The 7,001-nt window shown below is 69.2% G+C and carries 7 protein-coding genes; 4 read left to right on the forward strand and 3 right to left on the reverse strand.

All coding sequences use genetic code 11. The features are described from left to right. Positions 1-504, forward strand: a complete 504-nt coding sequence (locus ACFWY9_RS34660; RefSeq protein WP_378340848.1) for a metallophosphoesterase family protein — start codon at positions 1-3, stop codon at positions 502-504. 17 nt (positions 505-521) lie between these two features. Continuing rightward, positions 522-1,505 carry a PHP domain-containing protein gene (locus ACFWY9_RS34665; RefSeq protein ID WP_378340849.1) on the forward strand — a complete coding sequence of 328 codons (984 nt, stop codon included), beginning with the start codon at positions 522-524 and terminating at the stop codon, positions 1,503-1,505. Positions 1,506-2,058: 553 nt separating this feature from the next. On the opposite strand, the gene ACFWY9_RS34670 is transcribed toward ACFWY9_RS34665, so the two are convergent. The 3 genes from ACFWY9_RS34670 to ACFWY9_RS34680 all read right to left on the reverse strand — a co-directional run bounded on the left by ACFWY9_RS34670 (position 2,059) and on the right by ACFWY9_RS34680 (position 4,491). After that, positions 2,059-2,742, reverse strand: coding sequence for a L,D-transpeptidase (locus ACFWY9_RS34670; protein WP_378340850.1), 684 nt, complete (start codon positions 2,740-2,742; stop codon positions 2,059-2,061). A 71-nt stretch (positions 2,743-2,813) separates the two neighbouring features. Beyond that, complete coding sequence (locus ACFWY9_RS34675; protein ID WP_378340851.1) at positions 2,814-3,677, reverse strand: chitosanase; 864 nt, start codon at positions 3,675-3,677, stop codon at positions 2,814-2,816. 208 nt (positions 3,678-3,885) lie between these two features. After that, on the reverse strand, positions 3,886-4,491 hold the full coding sequence (locus tag ACFWY9_RS34680) for a TetR/AcrR family transcriptional regulator (RefSeq protein ID WP_378340852.1): 606 nt from the start codon (positions 4,489-4,491) through the stop codon (positions 3,886-3,888). 77 nt (positions 4,492-4,568) lie between these two features. On the opposite strand from ACFWY9_RS34680, the gene ACFWY9_RS34685 reads away from it, so the two are divergent. Both ACFWY9_RS34685 and ACFWY9_RS34690 read left to right on the forward strand, forming a co-directional pair. Beyond that, positions 4,569-6,062, forward strand: a complete 1,494-nt coding sequence (locus tag ACFWY9_RS34685; RefSeq protein WP_378340853.1) for a flavin-containing monooxygenase — start codon at positions 4,569-4,571, stop codon at positions 6,060-6,062. After that, positions 6,043-6,915, forward strand: coding sequence for an SDR family oxidoreductase (locus tag ACFWY9_RS34690; protein WP_378340854.1), 873 nt, complete (start codon positions 6,043-6,045; stop codon positions 6,913-6,915). The genes ACFWY9_RS34685 and ACFWY9_RS34690 overlap by 20 nt, the downstream gene beginning before the upstream one ends. The last annotated feature ends 86 nt before the right edge of the window (positions 6,916-7,001 follow it).

The raw sequence follows: 7,001 nt of genomic DNA on the forward strand, positions 1-7,001 counted from the left end.
ATGCGGCTGCTCCTGATCTCCGACACCCACCTGCCCGCGCGGGCGCGTGAGCTGCCGGACCAGGTGTGGCGGGAGGTCGACGCCGCCGACGTCGTCGTGCACGCGGGGGACTGGGTCGACGTCGCGACGCTCGACGCGCTCGAAGCCCGCAGCAAGCGGTTGATCGCGGTGTACGGCAACAACGACGGTCCCGCGCTGCGCTCGCGGCTGCCGGAGGTCGCGCGCGTGGAGCTGGACGGCGTCCGGCTCGCCGTCATCCACGAGACCGGGTCGGCGAAGGGCCGCGAGGCGCGGTGCGACGCGCTGTTCCCCGATACCGACGTGCTGGTGTTCGGGCACAGCCACATTCCCTGGGATTCGGTGACCCCGGCGGGTTTGCGGCTGCTCAATCCCGGCTCGCCGACGGATCGCCGCCGCCAGCCGTATTGCACGTACCAAACGGTGCGGATTACGCGGGGCCGGTTGGCTGATGTCGCCTTGCACGAACTGCCGCGGCGGACCTGACGGGGTAGACAGGAGACATGGATCCGGCACGGGCTCTGCGGGACATCGCGTTCCACCTCGAACGCGCGGGCGAACCGACCTATCGGGTACGCGCGTTCCGGCAGGCCGCGGCGGTGGTCGACAAACAGGACCCGGAGGCGCTGGCCACGCGGGCGCGGGCGGGCACGCTGACGGCGTTGCGCGGGATCGGCAAGGCGACCGCGGGGGTCATCGAGGACGTACTGGCCGGCCGGGAACCGGCCTACCACGCGAAACTCACCGAACCCCAGCTGCCGGACGGCGGTCCGTTGCGCGCCGCGTTGCGCGGGGACTGCCATACGCATTCCGACTGGTCCGACGGTGGCAGCCCGATCGGGGAGATGGCCGCGGCGGGCCGCGCGCTCGGCCACGAGTGGATGGTCCTGACCGACCATTCGCCGCGGCTGACCGTCGCCAACGGCCTTTCCCCGGAACGGCTGCTGCGGCAGATGGACGTGGTCGCCGAGGCCAGCGAGGTGCTCGCGCCGTTCCGGCTGCTGCACGGGATCGAGGTCGACATCCTCGACGACGGCGCGCTTGACCAGCGGGAGGATCTGCTGGCGCGGCTGGACTTCGTCGTCGCGAGCGTGCATTCGAAACTCCGGATGCCCGCGAAGGAAATGACGCCGCGGATGCTCGCCGCGATCGAGAACCCGCACGTCCGGGTGCTCGGGCACTGCACGGGGCGGCTGCGCTCGCGACGCCCCGAATCGGAGTTCGACGCCGAAGCCGTGTTCGCCGCCTGCCGGGAGAACGGGGTCGCGGTGGAGATCAACTCCCGCCCGGAACGGCTCGACCCGCCGATGCGCCTGCTGCGCCTGGCCGCCGACCTGGGCTGCGACTTCGCCATCGACAGCGACGCGCACGCGCCGGGGCAGCTCGACTGGCAGGTCTACGGCTGCGAACGCGCGATGCGGGCGGGGATCGGCCCGGACCGGGTGATCAACACCCGCACCGCCGACGCCCTGCTCGCCGACGCCTGAGACCACCCCGGCGTCTGGTGTCCACAGTGGACATAATGCTTCCCGGGTCCACGCTGCCCCGCCGAAGACACACCCCACCCACCCTGGGGGACGACCCCGCAACAATCCTATCGCCGCACCCCGACAGAATCCGGCCGCGGCGGAGCCGTGAAGGACTCCTTACCGGCGTTGAGTGCCGGTAAGGAGTCCTTCACGGCATGGCGGCGGAGCGAGTGGGCCGGTCGAGGTGTCTCGAACGGGCCGTTCGCGACGTCCGGGAATGGTTCGCGTCCTGAACGATGCGTACGAGACGTTGAGCGTTCCCAATGGAGCGTTCGGGACGTGGCGGCCCACCACGACGGGCGCCTTCACCGCGGTAGCTGAGCCGAGGGACGCCCTTGGTGCGCTGGACGAACCGAGGGACGCCCCCGGTGCATCGCCGCCCCGCGAACGAAAAAGACCACGCCACGGCGCGACCCGCGCTGAAGGACGCCTTCAGTGCATCCACTGCACCAAAGGCGTCCTTCAGCACGCCCAACGCACTGAAAGCGTCCCTCGGCACGCACCCAGAGGATCAGGCGACCTTGATGTCGATGACCGGGTGTTGCGCCGGGTCGAGCCAGCGCATCACGGCGTCCAGGTCGTTACCGGGGATGGACACGCAGCCCGCGGTCGGCCTGCCGGACGAGACGTGCAGGAAGAACGCCGAACCGTTGCCGGGCACGGCGGGGTTCCGGTTGTAGTCGATCACCGTCGCGTGGTTGTACACCGGGCCCGCCTTGCCGAGGTCCTCGCCGGCGGCCTCGTTGAACGGGCAGGTGCCCGGCGCGCACTGGTAATAGGTGTTGTAGTACGGCGATTTGACGTCCGAGACCCACCAGTCCGAGGTGGTGACCTGCCGGTACGGGAGCCGGGTGCCGTTGTTCGGCTGGATGCCGAACGCCTCGGTCAGTGTCCACACGCCGGCCGGGGTGTGCGAGGTCGATTCGCTCGCCTGTCCGATGCCGTCGGTGCCGACGTTCGCCGTCACCGGGCCGAGCACGCGCACCCATCGCCCGTCCACGCGCTGCCACGCGGAGAGTTTCGCGGTGGTGGCGCTCGGGGAGGCACCGACGACGGTGACCACCTGGTCGGCGGTGCCATACGAGGAGGACAGGGGAGTGGTGTCCGCTGCGGCCTCGCCCGGTACGACGGCGGCGGCGAAGGTGGTCACGCCGAGCACCGCGAGGGCGAGGGGCAGCAGGAATCTTTTGGCCATACCGCGATCCTAGGGTGCGAAACCCTTGCCGCGCAGCATTTCGACGTCGCGGGGGAAGCCGAGGCCGCGGGTCAGCGGATCTCGTACGGGTCCCCGTAGACCTTCCAGCTCAGCGGGGTGTGCAGGTCGAGGTTGTCCTCGTTGAGGAACTTCAGCTGCTCGGTGTCCACACGGGAGGTGTCGGCGTGCGCCTCCTCCTTCTTCATGACCACCTTTCGAGCCTCGAGGAACGCCTTGAGATATGTTTTCTCGTCACCGCCCTGGGACGGCGGCTTCGCCTTCGCCAGTGCGGCCGCGCGGATTCCGCCGAAACTGTCGGTGCTGTCTCCCGGGCCGTGCATCACGATGGCGTCGTAATAGGCGAACTGGCCGAGCGCGCCGAGCTTGTCGGACTTCCCCTGGTTCACCGCGGGATCGAAATAGACCCGGTCGCGTTCGTTGTTCTGCGCGGTCTGGAATTCCGAGGTTGCCGCGGCCTGTTTCCACGCGCTTTCGAACGGTGCGCCGAGACCGTCGTGGGACGGCGTGCCGTTGACCTTCCGTAGCGCGGGCAGGAACTTCGCGAGCGGGTTGTCCGGCTTCGCCTTCGTGTAGGCCTCGACGAGGTCGAGCATGTCGCCGGTGCCGGAACAGAAACCGACGATCCCGGCGGTGTAACCCCGGCCGTCGCCGATGTCCTCGATGTACTTGTACTGCGCTTTCCAATCCAGTGAAGAGTTTTCCGCGCTGGACACCAGCTTCATCGCGATTTCTTTCTTCTCCGGGCTGGCCAGGTCGCCGCCGGAGGCGAACGGCGACGCGCTCGGCGCGGCGGCGGAAATGGGGGACGGCGCCGCGAAGGCGGCGTTCGGCAACGCCGGGGTGGCGATCGCGACAGCGAGGATCGAGGCCATTCCGAGCGCGCGGACGAAAACCGGCCGCATCGTTTTGCTCATGACGTGGATACCCTTCCACACAATTGCCGTGGTCTTTCACGGCAATTTCCGACATGGCGTCCGGTGCGCCGTTCCCCGGACGACCTCGCGGTCACCGAAAAACGGTGCGCCGGTGTAACTGCGGCGTGGCGTCACGATAACGAGGTGCCTGGCCACAACACAAGGGGTATGTGGGTTTTTTACATACGTGAACAGGAAGGCGGCGAAACTACGCCGTTCCGGTGTCGCGCGCGCCCGCGAACAGGCGGATCACGTCGGGCAGGACCGACACCGGGATCGTCGGGTCGATCGCGCGTTGCACGCCCAGTCCGATGCCGAGGCTGAGCAACGCGGTCGCCGCGTCGTCGGCGGACATCGGCAGCGTGATGCCCAGCCGTTCGGCGAAACCGGTGAGCAGTCCGGCGATGGTGTCGCGCACGGCCTTGTCCCGCGTGGCGAGTTCGGCGCGGATCCGCGGATCGCGCCGGGCGCCGACGGCGAACTCGACCTCCAGCGACGTCCACGCCTCGTCGCCGATGCTGCGTTCGGCCCAGGCCTGGAATCCGGCGAGCAGATCTTCCAGGCCTTCGGCGTCCACCAGTGCCTGCGCGACCATCTCCACCTGTTCGTCGTGGATCCGGTCGAGTACGGCGAGGCAGAGCTCGTCCTTGTTCCGGAAGTTGGAGTAGACCGCGCCCTTCGAATATCCCGCCTCGTCGGCGACCTTCTCCAGTGAGGTCATCGCGTAGCCGTCACGCAGGAACAACTCCTTCGCGGTGGCGAGGAGTTGCTCGCGGGTGCGCGCTTGGCTTTCGGCTCGGGTCAGTCGTGGCACGGGTGTCACTGTAGTGAACCGTCACCCGGCGTAGTTCATCTACCGCCGGTATTGAGATACTGCTAGTATCCGAAACCATGCAACGCCACTTCGAAGTCCTCGTCATCGGTGCCGGGGCATCCGGGCTCGGCGCCGCCGTCCGTCTCGGCCAGGCCGGGATCGACGACTACGCGGTGCTGGAGAAAGCCGCGGAGCTCGGCGGAACCTGGCGCGACAACACTTACCCGGGCTGCGCCTGCGACGTCCCGTCCGCGCTGTACTCCTACTCGTTCGCGCCCAATCCCGAATGGACCCGCGCGTTCGCCAAGCAGCCGGAGATCCGCGCGTACCTGCGGGGGACCGCGGCGCGGTTCGGCGTCACGGAGCGCATCCGGTATGACACCGAGGTGACGCGCGCGCAGTGGAACGAGCGCGACGCTCACTGGGAGCTGGAGACGACGCAGGGCCCGTACACCGCGCGTGTGATCGTCGCGGGCACCGGGCCGTGGCACGAGCCGCTCATCCCGGACTTGCCGGGGCTCGACGGCTTTTCCGGCGAGACCTTCCACTCCGCGCGCTGGAACCATGACTACGACCTCACGGGCAAGCGGGTCGCGGTGGTCGGCTCGGGCGCGTCGGCCGTGCAGTTCATCCCCGAGATCGCGGACAAGGTGTCGCGGCTGCACCTGTTCCAGCGCACCGCGCAGTGGGTGCTGCCGAAGCCGGACCACTACGTCCCCGGCGTCGAACGCCTGCTGCTGCGCCGTTTCCCCGCGCTCCAGCGCGCGCTGCGCTCGGCGGAGTACGCCGCGATGGAAGGGCTCGGCATCGGCTTCCGGCATCCGTGGCTGCTGCGCCTGATCCAGCGGATCGGCCTCGCACACCTGCGGATGACCGTGCGGGATCCCGTGCTGCGCAAGGCGTTGACGCCCGACTACACGCTGGGCTGTAAGCGCTTGCTGATGTCGAACACCTACTACCGCGCGCTCACGAAGTCCACTGTGGACGTCCATCCCACGGCGGTGCGGGAGATCGACGGGAACCGGGTGCTCGGTGCCGACGGATCCGTCGCCGAGGTCGACGCGATCATCTTCGGTACCGGGTTCCACATCCTCGACATGCCGGTCTCGGCGCGCGTGTTCGACGCCGAGGGCCGCAGCCTCGACGATCACTGGCAGGGCAGCCCGCAGGCGTATCTCGGTACCACCGTCGCCGGGTTCCCCAACCTCTACCTGCTGCTCGGCCCGAGCCTCGGCACCGGGCACTCGTCGGCGTTCATGATCCTCGAAGCCCAGCTGCGGCACACGATCGAGGCGATCACGCGGACGCTGCGCGGCGGCTGGTCCAGCGTGCGGGTGCGGCCGGAGGCGCAGGAGGCGTTCAACGCCGAGGTGCAGGCGGCGCTGCCGGGCACGGTCTACCAGGCGGGCGGCTGTTCGAGCTACTACACCGATGTCAACGGGCGCAACAGTTTCAGCTGGCCGTTCTCCACCGGCCGGCTGCGGGCCCAGGTCGGCGCCTTCACCGAAGCCGACTACCTGGTTTCCCGGCCCAGCAACGAAAGGACGTCCGATGCGACCGCTGTTCGGTAGCCGCTATCCCGGGATTCCGCTGGACGGCGCGGTCGTCGCGATCACCGGGGCGGGGCGCGGGATCGGCCGCGCCACCGCGGAGGCGTTCGCCGCGCGTGGGGCCACCATCTGCCTCGGCGATCTGGACACGGCTGTCGCGGAGAAGGCGGCGAAGGAGATCGGCGGCACGGCACGGGCCTATCCGCTCGACGTCACGGTTCGCGCGTCCTTCGCCGCGTTCACCGACGCTGTGATCGAGGAGTTCGGCCGGATCGACGTGCTGGTCAACAACGCCGGCGTCATGCCGCTCGGCGACTTCGTCGAGGAGCAGGACGCGCTGAGCCGCACCACGCTGGACGTCAACGTCTGGGGCCTGATCCACGGGATGCGGCTGGTGCTGCCGGGGATGATCGCGGCGGGACGTGGCCACGTCGTCAACATCGCTTCCATGGCGGGGAAAATCCCGATCCCGGGGATGGCGGTGTACAACGCGAGCAAGTTCGCCGCGGTCGGCCTGACCGCCGCGGTGCGCCGGGAATACGCGGCCACGGGCGTGAGCGTCAGCGCGGTGCTGCCCAGCGCCGTCCGCACGGGACTTGCCTCGGGCGTTCCGCTCGGCGGTGGCCTCCCCACGGTCGACCCGGAGGACATCGCCCGCGCCGTGGTGGACAGCTGCCGGACGCGGCGTGCGGAAATCCCCGTGCCGCGCTACGTCGGCGGCTGGGACCTGCTCGCCGCGCTCACCCCGGAACGCGTGATGTCCTTCGTGCGCTCGCTCATCGGCGACAACCGCGCCCTGACGTCGCTGGACCCCGAAGCCCGTGCCGGCTACACCCGGCGCGTCGCCGATCAGGTCACCCGCCGTACGTCCTGAGCTGAAGGGGACTTTCGCCCCGGCCGGTGCGAGGTGAAACCCCGACAGCGCGACACCCAGCGATGTCCCAATGGGTGGGGGGGAGG

This window comes from Amycolatopsis sp. NPDC059027, from assembly GCF_042739735.1.
In the GTDB taxonomy this organism is placed as follows: domain Bacteria; phylum Actinomycetota; class Actinomycetes; order Mycobacteriales; family Pseudonocardiaceae; genus Amycolatopsis.

Bases quoted from the DNA above. Each gene is read 5' to 3' on its own strand.
- ACFWY9_RS34685 (WP_378340853.1), top strand. From the start codon at position 4,569: ATGCAACGCCACTTCGAAGTCCTCGTCATCGGTGCCGGGGCATCCGGG.
- ACFWY9_RS34675 (WP_378340851.1), bottom strand. From the start codon at position 3,677: ATGAGCAAAACGATGCGGCCGGTTTTCGTCCGCGCGCTCGGAATGGCC.
- ACFWY9_RS34690 (WP_378340854.1), top strand. From the start codon at position 6,043: ATGCGACCGCTGTTCGGTAGCCGCTATCCCGGGATTCCGCTGGACGGC.
- ACFWY9_RS34665 (WP_378340849.1), top strand. From the start codon at position 522: ATGGATCCGGCACGGGCTCTGCGGGACATCGCGTTCCACCTCGAACGC.
- ACFWY9_RS34660 (WP_378340848.1), top strand. From the start codon at position 1: ATGCGGCTGCTCCTGATCTCCGACACCCACCTGCCCGCGCGGGCGCGT.
- ACFWY9_RS34670 (WP_378340850.1), bottom strand. From the start codon at position 2,742: ATGGCCAAAAGATTCCTGCTGCCCCTCGCCCTCGCGGTGCTCGGCGTG.